The organism is Pseudomonas sp. LBUM1666 (assembly GCF_059695775.1).
Genome location: NZ_CP166789.1, coordinates 5,167,371 through 5,190,007 on the forward strand (window position 1 = coordinate 5,167,371; position 22,637 = coordinate 5,190,007).

A 22,637-nucleotide genomic window follows, 5' to 3' on the forward strand; every position below is an offset into this window, starting at 1 on the left:
CTTAACCTCGCGGCTCAACATTATTGGCAACGCTAGCGGCCAAAATCGCCAAAACCAGTTGCTGGAAATCCAGACCGGCAGCACGGGCCGCCATCGGCACCAGACTGTGATCGGTCATGCCCGGTGCGGTATTGACTTCCAGGAACCAGAACTGCCCGTCGGCGTCCTGCATCACGTCAGCCCTGCCCCAACCGGCGATACCCAGCGCCTCACAGGCTTTCGCCGTGAGGTCCATCAGTTCTTTTTCTTTGCTGCTGTCCAGGCCACACGGAATCCGGTACTGGGTATCGGAAGCCACGTACTTGGCGTCGTAGTCGTAGAAGCTGTGCGTCGTGCCCAGGGCAATCGGTGGCAACACCTGGTCACGCAGGGTGGCGATGGTGAACTCCGGACCTTGAATCCATTGCTCGACCAACACTTGCGAATCGTAGGTACTGGCCGCTTTCCACGCGTCGATCAACTCCGACGCGGAGGTCACTTTGGCCATCCCGATACTTGAACCTTCATGGGCCGGTTTGACGATCAAAGGGAAGCCCAGTTCCGTCGCCGCCGAAATACAATCGGCCTCGGAGCTCAGCACGGCATGGCGCGGCGTCGGAATACCGAGGCTGTGCCAGACCTGTTTGGTGCGCAGCTTGTCCATGGCCAGTGCCGAGGCCAGAATGCCGCTGCCGGTGTACGGAATACCCAGGCATTCCAGCAGGCCCTGCATGCTGCCGTCTTCACCGCCACGACCGTGGAGAATGATGAAGGCGCGATCGATTTTTTCGTTCAGCAGACGCTGCAACAGGTCATCGCCCACGTCGAGACCAAACGCGTCGACACCGGCGCTTAGCAGCGCGTCGAGAACCGCGTTACCCGACTTGAGAGAAACCTCACGCTCGGCACTCTTGCCGCCGAAGAGCACGGCGACGCGGCCGAAATCTTTCGGCGCAATAGTGGAGACGAGGTTGGCGTAAGCAGCAGTCATTTCAACTTCCCCACACTCGGCGCAGCAACGGCGCCTGCGAACAACGGACTTTTCAACAGTTTCGGTGCAAGACCACCGATGTCACCGGCACCCTGGCACAGCAGGATGTCGCCGGCACGCAGCAGCGGCTTGACGATCGGCGCGAGGTCGACACCGCGCTCGATGTAGATCGGGTCGAGCTGACCGCGCTGACGAATGCTGTTGCACAGCTTGCGGCTGTCGGCGCCCGGGATCGGCTCTTCACCGGCCGGATAGACTTCCATCAGCAGCAGAACGTTGGCGTCGGCCAATACATTGACGAAATCGTCGTACAGGTCGCGGGTCCGGCTGTAACGGTGCGGCTGGTAGACCATCACCAGACGGCGCTCCGGCCAGCCACCGCGCACGGCTTTGATCACTGCGGCGACTTCGGTCGGGTGGTGACCGTAGTCGTCGACCAGCATCACGTTGCCACCTTCTACCGGCAGTTCGCCGTAAACCTGGAAGCGTCGGCCGACACCCTGGAACCCGGACAGGCCCTGGACGATGGCTTCATCGCTGACGCCTTCATCGGTGGCGATGCAGATGGTGGCCAGTGCGTTCAACACGTTGTGGTTACCCGGCATGTTTACCGAGACATCCAGCGGATCGCGATCAGGACGCAGCACGGTGAAGAACGTCTGCATGCCCTGCTGACGCACATTGATCGCGCGCACGTCGCAATCGTCGCCGAAGCCATAAGTGACGGTCGGACGTTTCACCAGTGGCAGGATTTCACGCACCACCGGATCGTCCAGGCACACCACCGCCAGACCGTAGAACGGCAGGTTGTGAAGGAACTCGACGAAGGTTTTCTTCAGTTTGTTGAAGTCACCGTCGTAGGTCGCCATGTGGTCGGCGTCGATGTTGGTGACCACAGCCACCAGCGGCTGCAAGTGCAGGAAGCTCGCATCGCTTTCGTCAGCTTCGGCGATCAGGTAACGGCTGGTGCCAAGCTGAGCATTAGTGCCCGCGGCATTCAGACGGCCACCGATTACGAACGTTGGGTCCAGGCCACCGGCCGCGAACACCGAGGCGATCAGGCTGGTAGTCGTGGTTTTGCCATGGGTACCGGCGACGGCGATGCCGTGGCGGTAGCGCATCAGCTCAGCCAGCATTTCAGCGCGAGGCACCACCGGAATGCGGCGCTCCAGGGCGGTGGCGACTTCCGGGTTGGACGTGTTCACGGCACTGGAGGTGACCAGCACATCGGCGGTCGCGGCGTTCTCGGCGCGGTGGCCGATAAAGATCTGGGCGCCGAAGGACTCGAGACGCTCGGTCACCGGCGAAGCTTTCAGGTCGGAACCGGACACTTCATAGCCCAGGTTCAACAACACTTCGGCAATGCCGCACATGCCCACGCCGCCGATTCCGACGAAGTGGATGCGACGGATGCGGCGCATTTCCGGTTGCGGCATGGCTTTCTGATTCTCAACCATGGGCCACCTCCAGGCAGGTATCGACCACGTTACGGGTTGCATCGGGTTTGGCCAGGCGGCGTGCCGCGGCGGCCATGTCGGTCAGTCGTTGTGGTTGCATCAGGACCTCTGTCAGGCGTGCGGCAAGATCCGCTGCGCCAGTCGTTCTTTGCGGCATCAGGAAGGCAGCGCCTTCACGGGCCAAATAATCGGCGTTGCGGGTCTGGTGATCGTCGATCGCGTGGGGCAAAGGCACCAGCATCGAGGGCAGACCGGCGGCGGCCAGTTCACTGATGGTCAGCGCGCCTGCGCGGCACACCACCAGGTCGGCCCAGCCATAGGCTTGGGCCATGTCTTTGATGAAAGGCTGCACTTGCGCCTCGACGCCAGCCGCGCGATAGCGCTCTGCAGTCACTTCATCGTGATTTTTGCCGGCCTGATGAAACACTTCCGGGCGCAGGTCGGGGGCGACTTGCGACAGGGCTTCAGGCAGCAACTTGTTCAACGGTTCTGCGCCCAGGCTTCCACCCAGGATCAGCAAACGCGCCTTGCGACCGGCCAGAGCCTGTCGCGGTGTTTCGAGGAACAGCTCGGTGCGCACCGGGTTACCGGTGGTCCGACGGCTGCCCGACAGGGTAAAGGTGTCGGGGAACGCTTCACAGACTCGGGCGGCCAACGGCACCAGCAACCGATTGGCGGTACCGGCCACGGCGTTCTGCTCGTGAACGATCACCGGCACGCCGGCCAGTTTGGCTGCAACACCACCAGGACCGGTCACATAACCACCAAAGCCGACGACACACACCGGCCGCAGTTGGCGAATGATCGCCCGCGCCTGCCAGATCGACTTGAGCAACATGAACGGCGCCTTGAGCAGGGACAGCTTGCCCTTGCCACGCAGACCGCTGGCATTGATCCGATGCAGTTCGATGCCGGCCACCGGGACCAGATCGTTCTCGATGCCACGCGGGGTCCCGAGCCAATGCACGGTGTAACCACGGGCCTGGAATTCGCGGGCACAGGCCAGCGCCGGGAACACGTGGCCACCGGTGCCGCCCGCCATGATCAATACGTTAGCGCCCATGGGTCGGCTCCTCGGCGAAGTCGCTCTCATGGAACTCCATCTCTTCGCTGCCCAAATGGGTTCGACTTTCCCATTCGATGCGCAGCAACAAGCCGAGACAGGCACAGCAGATCACCAACGAACTGCCGCCATAACTGAGGAACGGCAGGGTCAGACCTTTGGTTGGCAGCAGACCGACGTTCACCCCGATGTTGATCAGGAACTGACCAATCCACAGGAACGACAAGCCGTACGCGATGTAGGCGGCGAAAAACTGCTTGGCCTTCTCGGCCCAATAACCGATGTACATGCCACGAATACAGACAAAGACGAACAGCGCCACCGTGCACAAAGAACCCACGGCCCCCAACTCTTCGGCCAGGACCGAGAACACGAAGTCGGTGTGGGCTTCTGGCAGGTAGAACTGTTTCTGCACGCTGTTGCCCAGGCCAACGCCCAGCCATTCGCCGCGACCAAAAGCGATCAACGCTTGAGACAACTGATAGCCGGCACCGAACTGGTCGGCCCACGGATCCGCGAAGTTGGTCAGACGCGCCATTCGATACGGCTGCACTTGAATCAACAACACCACTGCTGCGACCGCCAGGACAACCATCAAGGAAAAACGGAACAGCCCGACCCCGCCGAGGAACAGCATCGCCGCAGCGGCGCCCATCATCACGACGGTGGCGCCGAAGTCCGGCTCCATCAACAACAGACCCGCCATTGGCAGCAGAACGATGAACGGCTTGAAGAAGCCCATCCAGCTTTCACGCACTTCTTTCTGGCGACGCACCAGATAACCGGCGAGGTAGATCACCACGAAAACCTTGGCGATCTCGGAAGGCTGAACGTTGAAGAAACTGAAGCCGATCCAGCGCATCGAACCGTTCACTTCACGGCCGATCCCCGGGATGATCACCATCACCAGCAAACCGAACGCACCCATCAGCATCAGCCAGCCCAGGCGTTGCCAGGTGGCGATCGGAATCATCATGGTGACGATGCAGGCACCCAGGCCCAGCACGATGTAGATAAGGTGGCGAATCATGTAATACAGGGCACTGCCCGACTGCACAGCCGCCACTTCGGTCGAGGCCGATGCAATCATGACCAGCCCGAGGCCGATCAATGCGAGGCAGCCGGCGAGCATCGGGAAGTCGAGGTCGATGCCGCGCCCGGTGATGATCGGCGACGGATAGGGTTTGATGATGTTCATCAGACTCATACCAGATCCTCCACAGCGCGGACGAACTGGTGACCACGGTCTTCGTAATTCTTGAACATGTCGAAACTGGCGCAGGCCGGGGACAGCAGCACGGCGTCGCCCGTCTCTGCGATGGCGCGGCATTGCTCGACCGCTTCGATCAGCGAGTTGACGCGAATCAGCGGCACGGCATCGCCGATGGCCTGAGCGATCAGCTCGGCGTCACGGCCCATCAACACCACGGCGCGGCAGTTGGCCACCACCGGATCACGCAGATCCTTGAACTCGGCACCCTTGCCGTCGCCACCGGCGATCAGCACGAGTTTGCCGTCAATGTCCGCGCCCAGGCCTTCGATGGCAGCCAGTGCGGCACCGACGTTGGTGGCTTTGGAATCGTTGTAGTAGCTCACGCCATTCAGGTCACGGACCCACTGGCAGCGATGCTCAAGCCCGGCGAAGGTGCGCAGGCTCGACAGCATGGCGTCGAACGGCAGGCCGACGGCGTGGCCCAGGGCCAATGCCGCCAGGGCATTGGACTGGTTGTGGGCGCCGCGAACTTTCAACTCGCGCACCGGCATCAGGTTCTGGAATTCGAAGGCCAGGTATTTCTCGCCGTCTTCTTCGCGGATACCGAATGCCTTGAAATCAGGTTTGCTCAAACCGAAGGTCCAGCACGGCTGGCCTTCGCCCATCAGCGGACGGCTCAGGGCATCCTGACGGTTGACCACAAACTGCTTGGCACCCCGGAAGATCCGGTGCTTGGCCAGGTGATAAGCCGGCAGACCGCTGTAGCGGTCCATGTGGTCTTCGCTGACGTTGAGCACGGTCGCCACTTCGGCGTTGAGCTGATCGGTGGTTTCGAGCTGGAAGCTCGACAGTTCCATCACGTACAGCTCGACGTCGTCGCGGAGCAGGTCCAGCGCTGGCGTGCCGAGGTTGCCACCAACGGCGACACGCTTGCCGGCCGCCGCAGCCATCTCGCCGACCAGTGTGGTGACGGTGCTTTTCGCGTTGGAGCCGCTGATGGCGACGATCGGCGCCTTCGCGTTACGCGCGAACAGCTCGATGTCACCGGACAATTTCACGCCACGGGCGGCGGCAGCCTGCAGGGCCGGGGTCGCCAGCGCCAGGCCGGGGCTCACGTAGAGCTCGTCGGCGCGGCACAGGAATTCGACGTCCAGCTCGCCACAACGCACTTCCACGTGCGGATAGTCACGCTTGAGCGTGGCAAGTTCCGGTGGATTTTCCCGCGTATCGGCGACAGCAAACGACGTGCCCCGGTTCGCCAGGAAGCGAACCAGGGACATGCCGCTCTTGCCGAGGCCGACAACGATGCGGAAGTGGTCAGAAGCGATCAGAGACACTCGTTCTACCTCAGCTTCAGGGTGGCAAGGCCAACCAGCACGAGAATCACGGTGATGATCCAGAAACGGACGATCACGCGTGGCTCGGGCCAGCCCTTGAGTTCAAAGTGGTGGTGAATCGGTGCCATGCGGAACACACGGCGACCGGTGAGCTTAAAGGAGGCAACCTGAATGACGACTGACAGTGTCTCCATCACGAACACGCCGCCCATGATGAACAGGACGATTTCCTGACGGACGATCACCGCGATGGTGCCCAGTGCCGCGCCCAGCGCCAGTGCGCCGACGTCGCCCATGAACACCTGAGCCGGATACGTGTTGAACCAGAGAAACCCGAGGCCCGCGCCGATCAAAGCGCCGCAGAAAACGATCAATTCGCCTGCGCCCGGCACATACGGAATCAGCAGGTATTCAGCGAATTTCACGTTACCCGACAGGTAGCAAAAAATGCCCAATCCGCCGCCGACCATTACGGTGGGCATGATCGCCAGACCGTCGAGGCCGTCAGTCAGGTTGACCGCGTTGCTCGAGCCGACGATCACGAAGTAGGTCAGTACGACGAAGCCTATGCCCAGCGGAATGCTGTGATCCTTGAGCATCGGCAGGATCAGGGTGGTTTCCACCGGTGTCACTGCGGTCATATAAAGGAAGATCGCCGCGCCCAAGCCGAACACCGATTGCCAGAAGTACTTCCAGCGGCTCGGCAAGCCACGGGAGTTCTTCTCGATCACTTTGCGGTAATCGTCGACCCAGCCGATCGCGCCAAACAACAAGGTCACCAGCAGAACGGTCCACACATAACGGTTGGTCAGGTCAGCCCAAAGCAAAGTACTGACGCCGATGGACGACAGAATCAGCGCGCCACCCATGGTCGGGGTGCCCGACTTGGACAGGTGCGATTGTGGACCGTCGTTGCGAACGGACTGACCGATCTGACGGTTCTGCAAAGTGCGGATCATCCTCGGGCCATAGCACAGCGACAAAACCAGCGCGGTCAGCACACCGAGAATCCCGCGCAGGGTCAGGTACTGAAAGACCGCGAAGCCTTTGTAGAACTGTTGCAGATACTCCGCTAGCAGCAGCAGCATTAATGTTTCTCCAGGCTGGTCCCGCACAAAGCGGCGACGATGTTTTCCATCGCAGCGCTGCGCGAGCCCTTGATCAAAATAGTGGTGTTTGTGTCTTGCTCGGCGCCGAGGGCCTTGATCAGTTCAGCCTGAGTGCTGAAGTGAAAGGCCTGTGGACCGAAAGCGTTCACGGCGTGAGCCATCATTGGCCCGACAGCGTAAAGCGCGGAAACCTTGCCACGGGCGTACTCGCCCACGTCGCGGTGCCCCTGCTCCGCCCAATCGCCCAATTCGCCGATATCTCCGAGCACCAGAACGGTGCGGCCGGAAAAGCCGGCGAGTATATCAACGGCGGCGCACATGGAGGTGGGGTTCGCGTTGTACGTGTCATCAATCACGCGCATGCCATTGGTGGCCAGTTGCGCGACGGTGCGACCTTTGACCGGTTGCACCGCGCCCAGACCAGTGGCGATGCCGAACAGCGACACGCCCAGCGCATGGGCGGCGGCGGCGGCGGCCAAGGCATTGGCGACGTTATGGGTGCCGAGCAGGTTCAGTTGAACGCGCTCCATACCTTCAGGACTGTGCAGGTTGAACGCCGGGCAACCGCGAGCGTCGCGGTCCAGATCGCTGGCGTAGAAATCGGCACTGACATTGCTCAGGGCGAAGGTCAGCACTTTGCGACCGGCAGCGCGAGTCTTCCAGATGTCGAACGCCTTGTCGTCAAGATTGAGAACGGCGACGCCATCGGCATCCAGCCCTTCAATAATCTCGCCCTTGGCTTCAACGATTTTTTCCGGCCCGCCGAACTCGCCGACGTGGGCGGTCCCGGCGTTGTTGAGCACGGCCACATGAGGCTTGGTCATGTCGACGGTGTAAGCAATTTCGCCGAGCCGCGAAGCACCCAGTTCAATCACCGCAGCGGTATGTTCCGGTGCGAGTTCGAGCAGGGTCAACGGAACGCCGAGGTCATTGTTCAGGTTGCCACGGGTCGCCAACACCGGACCGCGCGTGCGCAGGATGCTGGCGAGCATTTCCTTGACCGTGGTCTTGCCGCTGGAACCGGTGATCGCTGCGACAGGATGGGTGTAAGCCGCACGGTTCAACGCGCCGAGTTGCCCCAGCGCCTGACGAGTATCTTTCACCAGCAATTGCGGCAGCGTGCTGTCGGCGACTTCACGCTCGACCAGCGCCGCTACGGCGCCTTTTGCGGCAACGTCATTGAGATAGTCATGACCATCGAAACGCGGGCCGACCAGGGCAATAAAGAGTTGGCCTGGTTTGATCGCGCGGCTGTCGATGCTGACGCCGTCGAAGCTGGCATCGGCAGTGACCATGCGGGCATTCAGCGCGCCGGTCAGTTCACTCAGTTTCAAGGCCTTAAGCATGGGCCACCTCCCACGCGGTCAAGGCGTGATCGGCCTCGACCAGATCGGAGAAAGCGTGACGCTGGCCGTTGATTTCCTGATAGTCCTCGTGACCTTTACCGGCCAGGATAATCACGTCATCCGCCGAAGCGCTGGCGATCAGCTGGGCAATCGCCTGGCCACGGCCAGCGACGAAGGTGACTTTATCCACAGCGGTAAAACCGGCGCGGATGTCGTCGAAGATCACTGCCGGGTCTTCGGTGCGCGGGTTGTCATCGGTCACCAGCACGCCGTCAGCCAGACGCTCAACCACTTCAGCCATGAGCGGACGTTTGCCACGATCGCGATCACCACCGCAACCGAACAGGCACAGCAAACGGCCTTTGGCGTGAGGACGCAGGGCCATCAAGACTTTTTCCAGCGCATCCGGTGTGTGGGCGTAATCGACCACGACCAGCGGCTGAGTGCCGCCGCCGAGGCGCTGCATGCGTCCGGCCGGGCCTTCGAGTTTCGGCAGCACATTGAGGATTTCGTCCAGCGCGTAGTCCAGTCCGAGCAAGGCGCCAACCGCGGCCAGCACATTGCTCAGGTTGAAACGACCGAGCAAGGTGCTGCGCAAGTGATGCTCGCCCTGCGGCGTGACCAGCGTGGCGCGCACGCCTTCGTCATCGAATTGCGCTTCACGGCAATAGAGGTAGGCGCGGGCATCTTCCAGGCTGTAGGTGATCAAGCGCGACTCGCGTTTATCGGCTGCCAGTTGGCGGCCGAATTCGTCGTCGAGGTTAACCACCCGGCACTTCAAATCATTCCAGGCAAACAGCTTGGCCTTGGCTTCACCGTAGGCTTGCATCGTGCCGTGGTAATCCAGGTGATCGCGGGACAGGTTGGTCATCACCGCCACATCGAACGCCAGTGCGGTCACGCGGCCTTGATCCAGACCGTGAGACGAAACTTCCATGGCGACCGCTTTGGCGCCGGCCTTTTTCAGGTCAGCGAGGGTCGCTTGCACGGCGATCGGGTTCGGCGTGGTGTGCAAACCGCTTTCGAGCGCGCCGTAAAAACCGGAGCCCAACGTGCCGACAATGCCGCAGTGCTGGCCGAGCAAATCCAATGCTTGCGCAACCAACTGCGTCACGCTGGTTTTCCCGTTGGTGCCGGTCACGCCGATCAGGTTCAGGTGACGACTAGGGTCACCGTAAAAACGCCCGGCGATGTCCGACAGCTGCGCCGCCAGGCCTTTGACCGGAATCAGCGGAACATCGGTAATCGGCAATACGGTCGCGCCTTCGACTTCATACGCCACAGCGGCAGCGCCGCGTTGCAGGGCGTCGGCAATGTGCGCGCGACCGTCGAACTTGCCGCCAGGAACGGCGAGAAACAGATCGCCAGCCCGCACGTTGCGGCTGTCCAGGGTCAGTTCGCGGATCAACAGATCGCGGCCGGCGTGGGCGAAAATCTTGTTCAGACTCAGAGACATCAGCCTCGCCCTCCATTGGCTTTCAGCGGAACGACCGGTGCTGCGTTCGCTTGTTGAGTAGGTGGCAGGTTGTCCGGGGTGATGTTCATCAGGCGCAAGGTCCCGGACATCACTTTGCTGAACACCGGGGCCGATACCAGACCACCGTAGTAACCGGCTTTGGTCGGCTCATCAATCACCACCACAATGGCGTAGCGCGGATCGCTCATCGGGCCGAAGCCGGCGAACAGCGAGCGGTAGGAATTCTCGGCGTAGCCTTTGGTGCCGACCGACGTTTTACGCGCGGTACCCGACTTGCCGCCCACGTGATAGGCCGGCACTTGCGCACGGAATACACCGCGCGGGGCTTCGATCACTTGTTGCAGCATGGTTTGCATGGTTTTCGCGACAGCTTCCGGCAATACCTGTGTGGTTTGCGGCGCCTTGTCGGATTTGATCAGGGTCAGCGGCGCGAGGCGACCATTGTTGGCCAGGGCCGAGAAGGCGTGGACCAACTGGATCGCGGTCACCGAGATACCGTAGCCGTACGACAGCGTGGCGGTTTCAGCCTTGCGCCATTCGCGGTAGTTCGGCAGGTTGCCGACGCGCTCGCCCGGGAAGCCCAGGCCGGTGTCCTGGCCGAGGCCGACTTTTTGCGCCAGACGGAAAATCGTTTCGCCGCCGATATCGAAGGCGACCTTACTCATGCCGACGTTACTGGAGTTGATCAGAATGCCGGTGAGGTCGAGCACCGGGCCTTCGCTCTTGGATACGTCCTTGATGGTGTATTTACCGATCTGCAAGGTGCCCGGGTACACCTCAACGGTATCGGTTGGCTTCCAGCGCCCGGTTTCAATCGCGGCGCTCATGGAAATCGCTTTCATGGTCGAACCCGGTTCGAACACGTCGATCATCGCGCGGTTACGCATCATCGCCGGTTGCAGGTTGCGACGGTTGTTCGGGTTGTAGGTCGGCTGGTTGACCATGGCGAGGATCTCGCCGCTCTTCACGTCCATGATCACCAGGCTGCCGGCCTTGGCGCCGTTCTCGATGATCGCGTTACGCAGTTCACGGTTGGCCAGGTATTGCAGACGCAGGTCAATGGACAACGCCAAGGGCTTTCCGGCCTTGGCGTTTTTGGTGACCTGAACATCCTTGATGAGTCGACCGCGCCGATCCTTGATCACCTGTCGCTTGCCGGGGACCCCGGCCAGCCATTCGTCGTAGGCCAGCTCGACGCCTTCACGACCGTGGTCATCGATGTCGGTAAAACCGACCATATGGGCAGTGACTTCACCGGCCGGGTAGAAACGCCGGAATTCTTCGATGCCATAAACGCCCGGCACTTTCAGATCGAGCACGGACTGGCCCTGCTCGGGGGTCAGCCCGCGCACCAGGTAGATGAATTCTTTATTGGCTTGAGCCTCGAGACGTTCGGCCAGGGCTTTAGGGTCTTGGCCCAGAGCAGCCGCCAGTGCAGGCCACTTCTCTTTGGCCGTTTGCATTTCCTTGGCATTGGCCCAAAGGGTGGTGACCGGGGTACTCACGGCCAAAGGCTCGCCGTTACGGTCGGTGATCAGACCACGGTGAGCCGGAATCGGGATATGACGAACACTGCGCGCATCGCCCTGACCTTTAAGAAAGGCACGGTCGACTACTTGCAGATCGATAATGCGCCAGGCAATCGCCGCGACCATGACGCCGAGCAAACCCAGCACCAGGCGGAACCGCCATGGAAAGAGTGCGCCCTCGAGTTTCATCATGGCGCCACCATCTGCACTTCAGCGGCGCCAGGAATGCGCATCTTCAGTTGCTCGGTCGCCAGGACTTCGATACGGCTGTGGGCAGTCCAAGTGCTCTGTTCGAGAATCAAACGGCCCCACTCCGCTTGCGCCTTGTCGCGCACGCTCAACTCGTTGTACAGGGAGTTCAGCAGTTGACGGTTCCAGTGGGCGCTGTAGGAAACGCCGATGGCCGACACGAGCACGCCAATAAACAGCAGAAACATGAAAAAGCTTCCGCCGGGAAGTGGCTTGGCGAAAAGCTTGCTCACCGCAGCTTCTCCGCGACGCGCATGACGGCGCTACGGGAACGTGGGTTGGCTTTTAGTTCGGCCTCGGAGGCGGACTGTGCTTTGCCATGGATTTTGATTATTGGTTCGAAGGCGACGTGACGTACCGGCAGGTTGCGCGGCAGGTTGTCGGCTTCACCTTTTACCAGTTTGCGCATGAACAGTTTGACGATGCGGTCTTCCAGCGAGTGGAAGCTGATGACGACTAGACGGCCGCCGACTTCCAGGCATTCCAGCGCGGCTTCGAGGCCGGCTTCCAGATCACCCAGTTCGTTGTTGACGTGAATACGCAAGCCCTGGAACGCACGGGTCGCCGGGTTTTTGCCCTTTTCCCATGCAGGGTTGGCGACTTTCAGGACTTCAGCCAGATCGGCAGTACGCTCGAACGGCTTGATGTCGCGACGCTCGGCCACGGCACGGGCCATGCGGCCGGAGAAACGTTCTTCGCCGTATTGCTTGAACACCCGGGCGATTTCTTCCACCGGGGCGGTGTTGACGAATTCGGCAGCGCTGATCCCGCGGGACGGATCCATGCGCATGTCCAGCGGGCCATCGTTGAGGAAACTGAAGCCGCGCTCAGGGTCGTCGAGCTGCGGCGAGGACACGCCGAGGTCGAGCAAAACGCCGCTGACCTTGCCGTCCAGACCACGTTCAGCAACTTCCGAACCGAGCTCGGCAAAGCTGCGCTGCACAACGACAAAGCGGCCGTCTTCGGCCGCTAGCGTTTGCCCGGTGGCAATCGCTTGAGGATCTTTGTCGAATCCGAGTACCCGACCATCGGGGCCGAGCTGGCTGAGGATCAACCGGCTGTGTCCGCCGCGCCCGAACGTACCGTCCAGATAGCAGCCATCAGGACGTACGGCGAGAGCCTCCACGGCTTCGTCAAGCAGTACGGTGATGTGGTTAAAGCCGCTATCAATAGTCACAGGATCAAATCACGCAGTTCATCAGGCATGGCGCCCGGTTGTTGAATGGCAGCCAGGTCAGCGGCAGAAACCGCATCCCAGGCATCCTCGTCCCACAATTGGAACTTGTTCAGTTGGCCTACCAACATCGCGCGCTTATCCAACTTGGCATATTCACGAAGACGCGGCGGAACCAGAAAACGACCACTGCCATCGAGCTCGAGGTCGACGGCATTACCAATCAGTAAACGTTGCAGGCGGCGGTTCTCTTCGCGAAGCGAAGGCAGTGCGCGCAGTTTGGTTTCAATAATTTCCCACTCATCGAGGGGGTAAACACACAAACACGGATCAACGGCATCAATTGTGACGATTAACTGACCGGAACTACGCGAAACGAGCTCGTCACGGTACCGGCTCGGCATAGCGAGACGGCCCTTTGCGTCGAGACTGATAGCGTTAGCTCCGCGAAACACGTCAGCGTTTCTCCAAATATTAGCGTTTTGAGCTCAAAAAACCCACTTCATGCCACTTTCCGCCACTTGCGCACACTATAGGAATGCGGCCACCGCACCGTCAAGGCGCGGATTAAAGGAAAACCCTTACAGAACTGAGATTTAGGAGTGCAAAAGGAGGGGTAGCGAGAATCTGACGTGTCATCCTGCTCAATAACTTGAACCAGCACTGAAGGCTGCGCTCGAAAGTTAAAGTAATTTGTTAAGAGTAAGATTTTTTTGGTATTACGAAAGTGCTTCTGCTGTTGATTCTGTAAGGAGGGAAATTGCTACTACAGGCGCCCTGCTCAATGATTAAAGCAGGGAGGGGAAAAAGGTGGAGAGTCGATCTGTAAGCCGGGTTCTGTCTTGAACAGTCATTCGTCTACGATGGCCATCACTGGACATCTTTAGCAACCTACCCGGTCCCAGCGCGGGCCACGCCTTGGGACCCTATTTGGTCTTGCTCCAAGTGGGGTTTACCTAGCCACGAACTGTTGCCAGACGTGCGGTGCGCTCTTACCGCACCTTTTCACCCTTACCGGCGCCGAAGCGCTTAGGCGGTTATTTTCTGTGGCACTTTCCGTAGGCTCACGCCTCCCAGGCATTACCTGGCACTTCGCCCTATGGAGCCCGGACTTTCCTCCCCCCCCTAATTTTCATAGAGGGCAGCGACTGTCCGATCGACTCTCCGCCGCGAAGATTAACGGCAGAGCAGCCGAAGGACAAGTGCTAAACGCCTAGGGCTACGCCTGCACGTCGGTTTTTACTCGCCCTTCTGTTTATCCAGCGCGACCTGATAGAGCACATTCTTGCGCTCGCCGGTAATTTGCGCCGCCAACGCTGCGGCTCGCTTGAGCGGCATTTCTTCAAGCAACAGATTCAGAATGCGCATCGCTTCACTGCTGACGGCGTCCTCGGTCTCGGGGGCAGACCAACCCGCCACCAACACCACGCACTCCCCGCGCTGCTGATTGCTGTCTGACTCGACGAACTCGCGCAACTCGGCCAGCGGCAAGCCCTTAAGGGTTTCAAAGGTTTTAGTGATTTCACGGGCCAGCAAAGCCGGGCGCTCCCCACCGAACACCAGTTCCATATCTTGCAGACATTCAAGGATGCGGTGTGGCGCCTCATAAAAAATCAGCGTGCGCGGTTCTTCCTTTACCAACTCAAGACGGGCACGCCGACCGACAGCCTTGGCCGGCAGGAAGCCTTCGAAGATGAAACGGTCCGACGGCAACCCCGCCGCCGACAACGCTGCGATCAACGCGCAGGCGCCCGGAACCGGCACCACATTGATACCCGCAGCACGCGCCTGACGCACGAGGTGATAACCAGGATCGGAAATCAACGGCGTGCCGGCATCTGAAATCAGCGCCACATCGTCGCCGGCGAGCAAGCGAGTGATAAAGCGGCTACCTTCATCCCGCTCATTGTGTTCATGACAGGCCGCCAGGGGTGTAGGAATGCCGAAATGCTGCATCAATCGCTGTGAGTGACGGGTATCTTCGGCGGCGATCAGGGCGACCTCACGCAGGATTTTCAGCGCACGCGCACTGATGTCGTCCAGGTTGCCGATGGGCGTCGCCACCACATAAAGCGAGCCAGCAGCGGAATTCAAAGCACCTGGAGCAGTCAAAGCGCACACCTCATGATCGGTAAAAGCCGCCATTGTAGCGCGTCGCGACGTTCGCGATACGCGCAAGCAACCCTCGGTTTTGCAGCCTTTTGTGCAGTGCCGCAACATTTGCACGAGCTAAATTGATCGATTCACACCAGTAACATCGCGCCCCGGCCAGTGCTTGGGTACAATTCCACGCTAATTTGATCGAGTATCAGGAACACTACATGATCGCTTGCCTGCGGCTGTTCACTGCCCTCTGCCTTGCTGCCTTGCTGGCGGCTTGCGCCAGCTCGCCCTCCTCCAGCCTTGGCGAACTTCCACGGACCCCGGATGCCAGTATCGAGCAATTGCTCGCACAGGCCGCTCAAAGCAAAGACCCGGAAAAAGCCTCCCTGTTGCGCCTGAGCGCGGCAGACCTGGCCTATCGTCAGGGTAATGCCGGCCAGTCCGCGCAAATCCTGCAACAAGTCCCCGTCGAGACACTCAAGCCTGGCCAACAGGTTTTCGCCAGCACCCTGGCGGCTGAACTGGCCATGGTTCGCAATCAGCCCAAAGCGGCGCTGACAGCCTTGAGTCATCCGAGCCTGCAACGCCTGAGCGAACTGCCGGTTGAGCAACAGGTTCGCACCGGCACAGTCCATGCCCGCGCCCTTGAAGCCGATGGCCAGACGCTGGCCGCCGCACGGGAGCGGATCTTCATCGCGCCAATGCTTGAAGGTGAAGCCGCGAGCAAAAACCACGAAGCGATCTGGACCCTGATCGCCTCGTTGCCGACCGATCAATTGCAGCCGAACACCACCGACGACCTCGGCGGCTGGATGGGCCTGGCGCAGGCGGTGAAAACTGCCGGCACCCTGGAACAGCAGCAAGCCGCGATCGACAACTGGCGCGCACAGAATCCAAAGCACCCGGCCGCCATTCAATTGCCGCTGCCACTGACCAAGCTCAAGGAACTGGCCAGCCAGCCCCTGAGCAAAATCGCCCTGCTGCTGCCACAAGACGGCCCGCTGGCGTCGGTCGGCAAAGCACTGCGCGAAGGTTTCATGGCTGCTCACTACCAGGCCCAACAAGCCGGGCAGAAGCCGCCAGCCATCGAGTTCTATGACAGCTCGCGCCTGACGTCCCTCGACGAGTTCTATCGCAAGGCCCAGGCCGACGGCGTGCAACTGGTCGTCGGCCCGCTGGAGAAACCGCTGGTCAAACAGCTCAGCGCTCGCCCGCAACTGCCGATCACCACCCTGGCGCTGAATTACAGCGAAGGCGCACAAGGTCCGGCCCAACTGTTCCAGTTCGGTCTTGCGGCTGAAGACGAAGCCCGCGAAGTGTCCCGCCGCGCTCGCGCCGATGGCCTGCATCGCGCAGCCATCATGGTGCCGAAAGGCGAATGGGGCGATCGCGTCTTGAAAGCATTCAGCCAGGATTGGCAGGCTAACGGTGGCAGCATCGTCGCCACCGAACGCGTCGACCAACCGGTTCAACTGGCCCAGCAGATTGCCGACATGTTCCAGCTGCGTCAGAGCGAAGGTCGTGCCAAGAGCCTGCAAAGCACCGTTGGCGGGCAGGTAGCCGCCCAGCCTTCGCGTCGCCAGGACATCGAGTTCATCTTCCTGGCTGCAACGCCTCAGCAAGCCCAGCAGATCAAGCCGACCCTGAACTTCCAGTACGCCGGTGATGTGCCGGTTTATGCCACCTCCCACGTGTTCAGCGCCAGCGGCGATGTGAATCAGTACAACGACATGAACGGCATTCGCTTCTGCGAAACCCCATGGTTGCTGGAGGCCAACGATCCACTGCGCAAACAAGTAACCGCTCAATGGCCACAAGCTGCTGGCAGCCTGGGCCGTTTGTATGCGATGGGTGTTGATGCCTATCGCCTGGCACCACGCCTGGGGCAACTCAAGGCTCTGCCGGACAGCCGCATCGAAGGTCAATCGGGCAGCCTGGGCATGACTCAGAACCAACGCGTGGTCCGCCAGTTGCCGTGGGCACAGTTCGTCAGCGGCCAGGTTCAACGCCTGCCGGACACCCCGCGCTGATGCCCGACAGGTCACGCCAGCAAAGCGGTAAAGATGCCGAGCGCCATGCGCTCGAGCATCTTCAACAACAGGGTCTGCGCCTGCTGGCGCAGAACTGGTTGTGTAAACGCGGCGAGCTTGATCTGGTCATGCTTGATGGCGATACAGTAGTATTCGTTGAAGTCCGCTACAGAAAAAACACTCAATGGGGTGGCGCGCTCGGTAGCATCGATGAGCGCAAACGGCAGAAACTGATACTTGCCGCGCAGTATTTTCTTCAGCGCGAGTCGCGTTGGGCCAATTCCCCTTGCCGTTTCGACGTGGTTGCCATCGACAGCAAACTCGATCAGTTGAACTGGTTGCAGAATGCCTTCGACAGCTGATCGCGTGCGCCCCGAACCGGACACTTTCACCCAACACTTTTGCTCTTTGCTTTGCGGGCTGCACATTCATGTGCCGAGTAGCCGCGCTAATTAAGGTCACACAGATGGACATGCAATCCCGAATTCGCCAGCTTTTTCAGGCCAGTATCGATACCAAGCAAATGGCGATGGACGTACTTGCACCGCACATCGAGCAAGCCAGCCAGGTGATGGTCAACGCCCTGCTCAACGAAGGCAAAATGCTGTCCTGCGGCAACGGCGGCTCTGCCGGTGATGCCCAGCACTTCTCATCCGAGCTGCTCAACCGTTTCGAGCGCGAGCGTCCGAGCCTGCCAGCGATTGCGCTGACCACCGACAGCTCGACGATCACCTCGATCGCCAACGACTACAGCTACAACGAAATCTTCTCCAAACAGATCCGCGCCCTCGGCCAGCCTGGCGACGTATTGCTGGCGATTTCCACCAGCGGCAACTCGGCAAACATTATTCAAGCGATCCAGGCCGCACATGATCGCGAAATGATTGTCGTAGCATTGACCGGTCGCGATGGCGGCGGCATGGCGTCGCTGCTATTGCCCGAGGACGTCGAGATTCGCGTACCGGCCAACGTCACCGCACGTATTCAGGAAGTCCACCTGCTGGCGATCCATTGCCTTTGCGATTTGATCGACAGCCAACTGTTCGGGAGTGAAGAATGACCCCTAATCGCCTAGGCCTTCTGGCCTTGACCCTGTGCCTCGGCATCAGCGGCTGCACCTCGGTGGTTAACGCCAGCCGTGAAGCACCGATTGAAGATGACCGCGGCACCCGCACCTTCGGCAGTAAGATCGACGACTCTCTGATCGACACCAAGGTCGGCGTGAACATTGCCAAGGCCGATCCAGCCCTGGATAACGACTCGCACATCGTCGTCACCAGCTTCAATGGCGTCGTGCTGCTTGCCGGGCAAACCCCGCGCGCAGACCTCAAGGCCAAAGCCGAACAGGCCGCTGCGGCTGTTCAGCGCGTGAAGACAGTCCACAACGAACTGCAAGTCCTGCCACCTTCCGGCTTCCTTGCCCGCCAGAACGACACCTGGCTGACCTCCAAGATCAAGACCCAGATGCTCACCGACCCGAACATTCCGGGCTCGCGCATCAAGGTTGTCACCGAGAACGGCATCGTCTACCTGCTGGGTCTGCTGACCAAGCAGGAAGCTGCCCAAGCCACCAATTTGGTGCAGGGCGTTTCCGGGGTGCAGAAAATCGTGAAGCTGTTTGAGTACATCGACTGACACGCAACACACAGGCACAAAAAAGGCGATCCATCCGGATCGCCTTTTTTTTACTTCACCACTTTCAAACTGGGTCGACCGCTGGGACGCGGCGGCTCGCTGTCGGGTGGCGGAATATCGTCATCCGGCTCGATCTCTTCCTCGTCTTCCATAGGCGATTCCAGATCAAACACCATGCCCTGACCGTTCTCCCGGGCGTAAATGCCCAGGATCGATGCGATAGGCACGTACAGGGTGTGCGGCACGCCACCGAAGCGCCCTTCGAAGCTGACCGCTTCGTTGTCCATGTGCAGATGACGCACGGCTGCCGGCGAAACGTTCAGGACAATTTGTCCGTCACTGGCAAAACCCTGAGGCACCTGCACCGACGGATACTCGGAATTGACCAGCATGTGCGGGGTGCAATCGTTGTCCACAATCCACTCATAGAGCGCGCGGACCAGATAAGGTCGACTGGAGTTCATAGCGGCTCCTTAAGCCTTAGCGCATATCGCGTTCGACACCAGACAGACTCGCCTGGAAAGCCTCACGCGCAAACGAGCGCTCCATGTAATCAAGCAGCGGCTTGGCAGGCCGCGGCAGTTCTATACCCAGAATCGGCAATCGCCAGAGTATTGGCAATAGGCAGCAATCCACCAGGCTTTGTTCCTCACTGAGGAAAAACGGCTTGTCGGCAAACAACGGCGACACGCCAGTCAGGCTTTCGCGCAGCTCTTTACGAGCCACAACGCGGGCTGCTTCCTTGGACCGGGAATCCAGGATCAGATCCACCAGACCACACCAGTCACGCTGAATACGATGAATCAGCAGACGGCTGTTGGCACGCGCCACAGGATAAACCGGCAGTAAAGGCGGGTGCGGGTAACGCTCATCCAGATATTCCATCACCACGGTCGACTCCCACAACGCCAGGTCACGATCGACCAGGGTGGGCAAGCTGCCGTAAGGGTTCACTTCAATCAGTTTAGGCGGCTGGCGACCAGCTTCCACGTAAATGATCTCGGCGCTGACACCCTTCTCTGCAAGTACGATACGCACTCGGTGGGAATAGTGGTCGGCGGGGTCGGAGTAACAGGCCAACCGATTGGTCACGCCCATGGCGGTCCTCCTCGCTTGTTGAAATTATCGGAAACGGAAAAACGCGCGCGCCCAGAGGGCGCCTCCCGTAACGCCTGGATCACCAGGCTCGTTACACCTTCAGAGACGCCCTTGGGCGCGCGCGATTGACAGCAATTTTACAGCAATATCAATGGACGTCTTTCCAGTATTCACGCTTGAGCAAGTATGCGAATACGAAGAAGAACGCCAGGTACAGCAACACATAGGTACCGATGCGCTGATGCTGCAGCTTCACCGGGTTGGCCGAGTAGGCCAGGAAGGTCACCAGATTCTTGACCTTCTCGTCGAACTGCTCTTCGTTCAGCGTGCCGGTTTTGGGCAGTATGGTCAGCTGGTCGCAGGCTTCATGAGTCAAAGCCGTGCCAGTCAGCGGATCGTATTGCTTCTTGCCGTCTTCGACGATTTGAACTTGTTTACAGCCTACCACCTGACGACCCTGCAGGCCGACCAGAACGTTAGGCATCCCGACGTTCGGGAATACCTTGTTGTTCACGCCCCAAGGACGCGATGGGTCTTCGTAGAAAGATTTCAGGTAACCGTAGAGCCAGTCAGTGCCACGAACGCGGGCGACCAGGGTCAGGTCGGGCGGCGCCGCACCGAACCAGGTCTTGGCGTCAGCCGGCTGCATGCCGATGCTCATGTGGTCGCCGATCTTGGCACCGGTTAACACCAGCTTCGAGAGCATCAGGTCGTGCGGAATGCCCAAGTCATCGGCGACACGCTCGTAACGCTGGAACTTGGCGCTGTGACAGCCCATGCAGTAGTTGGCGAATGTACGCGCGCCATCCTGCATGGCAGCCTGGTCGGAAACGTCGATGTCGACCTTTTCCAATTCAGGAGCACCGGCTGTCGACGCGAACGAGAACACAGGCATAGCAGCAAGAATCAGTACAGCAAATAGCTTTTTCATCAGCCAGTCACCCTTTCCGGAACCGGTTTGGTCTTCTCGAGCCTGGTGTAGAACGGCATCAGAATGAAGTAGGCGAAGTACAGGAAGGTACAGACCTGCGACAGCAGCGTACGGCCTGGAGTCGGAGCCAGAACACCCAGCACACCCAGGATCACGAACGAGATGCAGAACACCCAGAGCCAGATCTTGCTCAGCCAGCCTTTATAGCGCATCGACTTGACGGGGCTACGGTCGAGCCAAGGCAGGACGAACAGCACAGCGATGGCCGCGCCCATGGCGATAACGCCCAGGAGCTTGTCCGGAATCGCCCGCAGAATCGCGTAGAACGGCGTGAAGTACCAGACCGGAGCAATGTGTTCTGGCGTCTTGAAGGCGTTCGCCACTTCAAAGTTCGGCTTCTCGAGGAAATAACCACCCATTTCCGGGAAGAAGAACACGATCGAGCAGAAGATGAACAGGAACACCACCACGCCGACGATATCTTTCACGGTGTAGTACGGGTGGAAGGCAATGCCATCCAGCGGTACGCCGTTTTCGTCTTTGAATTTCTTGATGTCCACGCCGTCCGGGTTGTTCGAACCGACTTCGTGCAGCGCCAGAACGTGCAGCACCACCAGACCGAGGATCACGATCGGCAAGGCCACAACGTGCAGGGCGAAGAAGCGGTTCAGGGTAATACCGGAAATCAGGTAGTCACCACGAATCCACTGGGTCAGGTCGTCACCGATGACCGGGATCGCACCGAACAGCGAGATGATCACCTGGGCACCCCAGTAGGACATCTGGCCCCACGGCAGCAGGTAACCCATGAAGGCTTCAGCCATCAGCGCCAGGTAGATCAGCATGCCGAAGACCCACACCAGCTCACGCGGCTTCTGGTACGAACCGTAGAGCAAGCCACGGAACATGTGCAGATAGACCACGATGAAGAACGCCGAGGCGCCGGTGGAGTGCAGCAGACGCAGGATCGAGCCGTACTCGACGTCGCGCATGATGTATTCGACGGAAGCAAACGCCTCTTCCGCCGACGGGGTGTAGCTCATGGTCAGCCAGACACCGGTAACGATCTGGTTGACCAGAACGAGCAGTGCGAGGGAACCAAAGAAATAGAAGAAGTTGAAGTTCTTCGGGGCGTAGTACTTGCTGAGATGGTCTTCCCACATTTTGGTCGCGGGAAAGCGCGCATCAACCCAATCCATGAACTTGCTCATCACGCTTTCTCCGTATCGACGCCAACGACAATGATGTCATCGGTCTCATAGGAATGCGGGGGAACTGGCAGGTTCAAAGGCGCAGGTTGCGACTTGTAGACGCGGCCAGCCAGATCGTAGTGGGAACCGTGGCAAGGGCAGAAATAACCACCTACCCAGTCCTTGCCCAGATCCGCAGGTGCCACTTCTGGACGGAAGGTCGGCGAGCAACCCAGATGTGTGCAAATACCGATCAGCAGCAGAACCTCTGGCTTGATCGAACGCGTTTCCGGGTCGACATAAGTCGGTTGTGTCGAGTTCTTGGAGGTTGGATCAGCGAGCTGGCCCTCGATCTTTTTCAGATTCCCCAGGATTTCCTCGGTACGGCGGACAATGAACACCGGCTGACCGCGCCACTCAGCAATCATCTGCTGGCCTGGCTCGATTTTGCTGACATTCACCTTCACCGGTGCACCTGCGGCTTTCGCCTTGGCACTGGGAAACCATGACCCCACGAACGGGACCGCAGCCCCCACCGCTCCTGCAGCACCCACCACGGATGTGGCTGCTACCAAGAAGCGACGCCGGCCTGCATTCACGCCGTCATTGCTCATTCAGTCCTCTCCCATCAGCTTTGTGGCCTGTTAAATCAGGCGTCTACTAAGTAAAAATCTGAACTTATAAAAATTTTGCCGAATGGTAATGAAAAGCCCCAATTCTGACAAG

General features: G+C 59.8%; 22 protein-coding genes and 1 other RNA gene. 4 read left to right on the forward strand and 19 right to left on the reverse strand.

Translation table 11 applies throughout. From position 1 onward, the window contains the following. Position 1: 1 nt before the first annotated feature. The 14 genes from ACA056_RS23760 to rsmI all read right to left on the reverse strand — a co-directional run bounded on the left by ACA056_RS23760 (position 2) and on the right by rsmI (position 15,069). The gene (locus tag ACA056_RS23760) at positions 2-970 is read right to left on the reverse strand and encodes a D-alanine--D-alanine ligase (RefSeq protein ID WP_129441379.1); all 969 of its coding nucleotides are present in this window, start codon (positions 968-970) and stop codon (positions 2-4) included. Then, on the reverse strand, positions 967-2,427 hold the full coding sequence (gene murC, locus ACA056_RS23765) for a UDP-N-acetylmuramate--L-alanine ligase (RefSeq protein WP_497268212.1): 1,461 nt from the start codon (positions 2,425-2,427) through the stop codon (positions 967-969). Before murC ends, ACA056_RS23760 begins: the two co-directional genes overlap by 4 nt. Then, a complete protein-coding gene (gene murG / locus ACA056_RS23770) occupies positions 2,420-3,490 on the reverse strand; it encodes an undecaprenyldiphospho-muramoylpentapeptide beta-N-acetylglucosaminyltransferase (RefSeq protein ID WP_497268214.1) in 1,071 nt (356 codons plus the stop codon). Before murG ends, murC begins: the two co-directional genes overlap by 8 nt. Continuing rightward, on the reverse strand, positions 3,480-4,697 hold the full coding sequence (gene ftsW / locus ACA056_RS23775) for a putative lipid II flippase FtsW (protein WP_403143978.1): 1,218 nt from the start codon (positions 4,695-4,697) through the stop codon (positions 3,480-3,482). Before ftsW ends, murG begins: the two co-directional genes overlap by 11 nt. Continuing rightward, positions 4,694-6,040, reverse strand: a complete 1,347-nt coding sequence (murD, locus tag ACA056_RS23780; RefSeq protein WP_497268216.1) for a UDP-N-acetylmuramoyl-L-alanine--D-glutamate ligase — start codon at positions 6,038-6,040, stop codon at positions 4,694-4,696. The genes ftsW and murD overlap by 4 nt, the downstream gene beginning before the upstream one ends. Before the next feature lie 5 nt (positions 6,041-6,045). Next, positions 6,046-7,128, reverse strand: coding sequence for a phospho-N-acetylmuramoyl-pentapeptide-transferase (gene mraY / locus ACA056_RS23785; RefSeq protein WP_497268218.1), 1,083 nt, complete (start codon positions 7,126-7,128; stop codon positions 6,046-6,048). Beyond that, the gene (locus ACA056_RS23790; RefSeq protein WP_497268220.1) at positions 7,128-8,495 is read right to left on the reverse strand and encodes a UDP-N-acetylmuramoyl-tripeptide--D-alanyl-D-alanine ligase; all 1,368 of its coding nucleotides are present in this window, start codon (positions 8,493-8,495) and stop codon (positions 7,128-7,130) included. Before ACA056_RS23790 ends, mraY begins: the two co-directional genes overlap by 1 nt. Then, positions 8,488-9,951, reverse strand: a complete 1,464-nt coding sequence (locus tag ACA056_RS23795) for a UDP-N-acetylmuramoyl-L-alanyl-D-glutamate--2,6-diaminopimelate ligase (RefSeq protein ID WP_497268222.1) — start codon at positions 9,949-9,951, stop codon at positions 8,488-8,490. Before ACA056_RS23795 ends, ACA056_RS23790 begins: the two co-directional genes overlap by 8 nt. Next, positions 9,951-11,690, reverse strand: coding sequence for a peptidoglycan D,D-transpeptidase FtsI family protein (locus ACA056_RS23800; RefSeq protein ID WP_497273591.1), 1,740 nt, complete (start codon positions 11,688-11,690; stop codon positions 9,951-9,953). Before ACA056_RS23800 ends, ACA056_RS23795 begins: the two co-directional genes overlap by 1 nt. Then, a complete protein-coding gene (gene ftsL, locus ACA056_RS23805; RefSeq protein WP_033053422.1) occupies positions 11,690-11,983 on the reverse strand; it encodes a cell division protein FtsL in 294 nt (97 codons plus the stop codon). Before ftsL ends, ACA056_RS23800 begins: the two co-directional genes overlap by 1 nt. After that, on the reverse strand, positions 11,980-12,927 hold the full coding sequence (rsmH, locus tag ACA056_RS23810) for a 16S rRNA (cytosine(1402)-N(4))-methyltransferase RsmH (RefSeq protein WP_046048256.1): 948 nt from the start codon (positions 12,925-12,927) through the stop codon (positions 11,980-11,982). Before rsmH ends, ftsL begins: the two co-directional genes overlap by 4 nt. After that, a complete protein-coding gene (mraZ, locus tag ACA056_RS23815) occupies positions 12,924-13,379 on the reverse strand; it encodes a division/cell wall cluster transcriptional repressor MraZ (protein WP_008147486.1) in 456 nt (151 codons plus the stop codon). Before mraZ ends, rsmH begins: the two co-directional genes overlap by 4 nt. A gap of 355 nt (positions 13,380-13,734) precedes the next feature. Then, positions 13,735-14,088, reverse strand: an RNA gene (gene rnpB, locus ACA056_RS23820) — RNase P RNA component class A. A 75-nt stretch (positions 14,089-14,163) separates the two neighbouring features. Further along, complete coding sequence (gene rsmI / locus ACA056_RS23825; RefSeq protein WP_165353260.1) at positions 14,164-15,069, reverse strand: 16S rRNA (cytidine(1402)-2'-O)-methyltransferase; 906 nt, start codon at positions 15,067-15,069, stop codon at positions 14,164-14,166. Between the two features lie 176 nt (positions 15,070-15,245). Between rsmI and ACA056_RS23830 the strand changes: the two genes are divergently transcribed. The 4 genes from ACA056_RS23830 to ACA056_RS23845 all read left to right on the forward strand — a co-directional run bounded on the left by ACA056_RS23830 (position 15,246) and on the right by ACA056_RS23845 (position 18,692). Further along, positions 15,246-17,057 carry a penicillin-binding protein activator gene (locus ACA056_RS23830; protein ID WP_497268226.1) on the forward strand — a complete coding sequence of 604 codons (1,812 nt, stop codon included), beginning with the start codon at positions 15,246-15,248 and terminating at the stop codon, positions 17,055-17,057. Beyond that, entirely contained in the window at positions 17,057-17,419 is a 363-nt protein-coding gene (locus tag ACA056_RS23835; RefSeq protein WP_497268228.1) for a YraN family protein, read from the forward strand. Before ACA056_RS23830 ends, ACA056_RS23835 begins: the two co-directional genes overlap by 1 nt. 104 nt (positions 17,420-17,523) lie before the next feature. Beyond that, positions 17,524-18,117 carry a phosphoheptose isomerase gene (locus ACA056_RS23840; RefSeq protein WP_008025961.1) on the forward strand — a complete coding sequence of 198 codons (594 nt, stop codon included), beginning with the start codon at positions 17,524-17,526 and terminating at the stop codon, positions 18,115-18,117. Further along, a complete protein-coding gene (locus tag ACA056_RS23845) occupies positions 18,114-18,692 on the forward strand; it encodes a BON domain-containing protein (protein ID WP_008147477.1) in 579 nt (192 codons plus the stop codon). The genes ACA056_RS23840 and ACA056_RS23845 overlap by 4 nt, the downstream gene beginning before the upstream one ends. Positions 18,693-18,742: 50 nt before the next feature. Here the strand turns inward: ACA056_RS23845 and ACA056_RS23850 are convergent, their stop codons facing one another. The 5 genes from ACA056_RS23850 to petA form a co-directional block, all read right to left on the reverse strand. Beyond that, entirely contained in the window at positions 18,743-19,156 is a 414-nt protein-coding gene (locus tag ACA056_RS23850) for a ClpXP protease specificity-enhancing factor (RefSeq protein WP_008155980.1), read from the reverse strand. 16 nt (positions 19,157-19,172) lie between these two features. Next, positions 19,173-19,790 carry a glutathione S-transferase N-terminal domain-containing protein gene (locus ACA056_RS23855; protein WP_008155978.1) on the reverse strand — a complete coding sequence of 206 codons (618 nt, stop codon included), beginning with the start codon at positions 19,788-19,790 and terminating at the stop codon, positions 19,173-19,175. Between the two features lie 148 nt (positions 19,791-19,938). Next, positions 19,939-20,721 carry a cytochrome c1 gene (locus ACA056_RS23860; RefSeq protein ID WP_458511921.1) on the reverse strand — a complete coding sequence of 261 codons (783 nt, stop codon included), beginning with the start codon at positions 20,719-20,721 and terminating at the stop codon, positions 19,939-19,941. Beyond that, a complete protein-coding gene (locus tag ACA056_RS23865) occupies positions 20,721-21,932 on the reverse strand; it encodes a cytochrome b (RefSeq protein WP_497268232.1) in 1,212 nt (403 codons plus the stop codon). Before ACA056_RS23865 ends, ACA056_RS23860 begins: the two co-directional genes overlap by 1 nt. Then, positions 21,932-22,525: a ubiquinol-cytochrome c reductase iron-sulfur subunit gene (gene petA / locus ACA056_RS23870; protein WP_497268234.1), complete on the reverse strand. Its 594-nt coding sequence runs from the start codon at positions 22,523-22,525 to the stop codon at positions 21,932-21,934. The genes ACA056_RS23865 and petA overlap by 1 nt, the downstream gene beginning before the upstream one ends. Positions 22,526-22,637 lie beyond the last annotated feature (112 nt).

Bases quoted from the DNA above. Each gene is read 5' to 3' on its own strand.
- ACA056_RS23845 (WP_008147477.1), top strand. From the start codon at position 18,114: ATGACCCCTAATCGCCTAGGCCTTCTGGCCTTGACCCTGTGCCTCGGC.
- ACA056_RS23835 (WP_497268228.1), top strand. From the start codon at position 17,057: ATGCCCGACAGGTCACGCCAGCAAAGCGGTAAAGATGCCGAGCGCCAT.
- ACA056_RS23760 (WP_129441379.1), bottom strand. From the start codon at position 970: ATGACTGCTGCTTACGCCAACCTCGTCTCCACTATTGCGCCGAAAGAT.
- ACA056_RS23790 (WP_497268220.1), bottom strand. From the start codon at position 8,495: ATGCTTAAGGCCTTGAAACTGAGTGAACTGACCGGCGCGCTGAATGCC.
- murG (WP_497268214.1), bottom strand. From the start codon at position 3,490: ATGGGCGCTAACGTATTGATCATGGCGGGCGGCACCGGTGGCCACGTG.
- mraY (WP_497268218.1), bottom strand. From the start codon at position 7,128: ATGCTGCTGCTGCTAGCGGAGTATCTGCAACAGTTCTACAAAGGCTTC.
- ACA056_RS23850 (WP_008155980.1), bottom strand. From the start codon at position 19,156: ATGAACTCCAGTCGACCTTATCTGGTCCGCGCGCTCTATGAGTGGATT.
- ACA056_RS23865 (WP_497268232.1), bottom strand. From the start codon at position 21,932: ATGAGCAAGTTCATGGATTGGGTTGATGCGCGCTTTCCCGCGACCAAA.
- ACA056_RS23795 (WP_497268222.1), bottom strand. From the start codon at position 9,951: ATGTCTCTGAGTCTGAACAAGATTTTCGCCCACGCCGGCCGCGATCTG.
- murC (WP_497268212.1), bottom strand. From the start codon at position 2,427: ATGGTTGAGAATCAGAAAGCCATGCCGCAACCGGAAATGCGCCGCATC.
- ACA056_RS23855 (WP_008155978.1), bottom strand. From the start codon at position 19,790: ATGGGCGTGACCAATCGGTTGGCCTGTTACTCCGACCCCGCCGACCAC.
- ACA056_RS23840 (WP_008025961.1), top strand. From the start codon at position 17,524: ATGGACATGCAATCCCGAATTCGCCAGCTTTTTCAGGCCAGTATCGAT.
- ftsW (WP_403143978.1), bottom strand. From the start codon at position 4,697: ATGAGTCTGATGAACATCATCAAACCCTATCCGTCGCCGATCATCACC.
- ACA056_RS23830 (WP_497268226.1), top strand. From the start codon at position 15,246: ATGATCGCTTGCCTGCGGCTGTTCACTGCCCTCTGCCTTGCTGCCTTG.
- rsmI (WP_165353260.1), bottom strand. From the start codon at position 15,069: ATGGCGGCTTTTACCGATCATGAGGTGTGCGCTTTGACTGCTCCAGGT.
- petA (WP_497268234.1), bottom strand. From the start codon at position 22,525: ATGAGCAATGACGGCGTGAATGCAGGCCGGCGTCGCTTCTTGGTAGCA.
- ACA056_RS23860 (WP_458511921.1), bottom strand. From the start codon at position 20,721: ATGAAAAAGCTATTTGCTGTACTGATTCTTGCTGCTATGCCTGTGTTC.
- ACA056_RS23800 (WP_497273591.1), bottom strand. From the start codon at position 11,690: ATGAAACTCGAGGGCGCACTCTTTCCATGGCGGTTCCGCCTGGTGCTG.